This is a genomic window from Campylobacter sp. 1569 (assembly GCF_024723675.1).
Lineage (GTDB): Bacteria > Campylobacterota > Campylobacteria > Campylobacterales > Campylobacteraceae > Campylobacter_D > Campylobacter_D jejuni_C.
The window spans coordinates 1-1576 of sequence record NZ_JANQDB010000041.1 but is presented as its reverse complement, the minus strand read 5'-3'; the positions used below and the strand labels follow the sequence as shown (position 1 = coordinate 1576).

At 27.0% G+C, this 1576-nt stretch carries 1 protein-coding gene; it reads left to right on the top strand.

Features of this window, described 5'->3' with window-relative positions:
* On the top strand, positions 1 to 1495 hold a 1495-nt coding region (locus tag CAMP5060_RS08055), incomplete at its 5' end, for a motility associated factor glycosyltransferase family protein (protein WP_337218202.1).
* Positions 1496 to 1576 lie beyond the last annotated feature (81 nt).

Below are 1576 nucleotides of genomic sequence, written 5' to 3'. Positions count from 1 at the left end.
TTTATCAAGTATTCTAGCTTATCTTAGTGGAACCTTAGGATTAAGAAGCTATTTATACGATAGTAAGATTTTTAGTCACTGTGATTACTATAAAATATTTCAAGATGATATGAATAAAATAGATCATGATTTAGAGCAAATTTTGAATTTTTTATATAATACGCTGGGATTTGATGCTGAAAGATTCATATATACTTTATATAAACAAATTACTACTTTTCCAACCATGCTTTCAAAGCCATCTTTAGACTCACTTTTAAAGCAAAGAAAATTTAAAAATGAAAATGTTGTTATTGTAGCAAGTGGTCCTAGTCTTACCAAGCAACTATCTTTATTGAAAGAATACTCAAGCAAAACATCCATCATTTGCGTAGATGGAAGCTACCCTATATTAGCAAAACACAACATTAAACCCGACTATGTTGTATGTTTGGAGCAAAATGATTTATCTAGCGAATTTTTTAACAATGATTTTAAAGAATTCGATAAAGACATAATTTTTATAATTTCTATTTTGACCCATCCAAAAACATTAGCTTATCTTGAAAAAAACAACAGGAAAACCATTATAGCACCAAAAAATAATTCTTTATATGGCGATCTCTTAAAAAAAAATAATTTTGAGACCCTAGGTGGACTAAATGTTTCTTCTATGGCTTGTGAACTTGCTTTAAAGCTAGGTTACAAAAATATTATTTTGATAGGGCAAGATTTAGCATATGATAAAGACTTTTCGTCACACTCAAAAGACTTTTCTCATGGAAATAATTTAGATACAGGATATTATAAAAATATCATCGAAACTAAAGCATATAATAATAATGGTAGTGTATATACACACGAAGCATGGATGGCGTACAAGCAAGGTATTGAAATTTTTATAAAAGAAGCAAGTCAACATAATGTTTTTATATTTAATGCTACAGAAGGTGGAGCTAGAATAGAAGGAAGTATAGAAAAACCTTTTAAAGAACTTTGCAAATATCTATTCGCAAAAAACAAACAAATCAACACATTCCTTTTAAAGCCAATTCCAGAAGAAATGCAAAACAATATAAAACAAGAATTGTTTAAAAATCTCAAAGAATTAACAAGTATGATAAATGTAAGGTATGATAAATACATAAAAGAATTAAATCCTATTTTAAAAAAGATAAATAAAATACAAAAAATTACAGATATAAGTAAGGCTAATTTTGCAGAAATTTTAAATGTAAACGCAAAAATTCATAAATTTAAAGAAGACCTTGAAAATGAAAAAATATCCATTCTTAACGAGGTACTCATCAATGCGCTAGCATTGCAAGAAATTTCTTTAGCAAAAATTTCTATGATGAGTGCTCACACCCAAGAAGAAAAAAAAGTAAAAATGTTTTTATGGGTTTGTATACACAAAGAATGGATTGATATAATTATAACCACATTAAATTCTTTACAAAACAACCTAAATAATGGACTAGATATTTTAAAAAAAAGTATAAAAGGTCTTTCATGAATACTTATGAGACTAATTTTGATAAAAACTTAGAAGCTTTAAAATTCTACGATCTTGTCTTAACCAACAAAGTAAAAGACA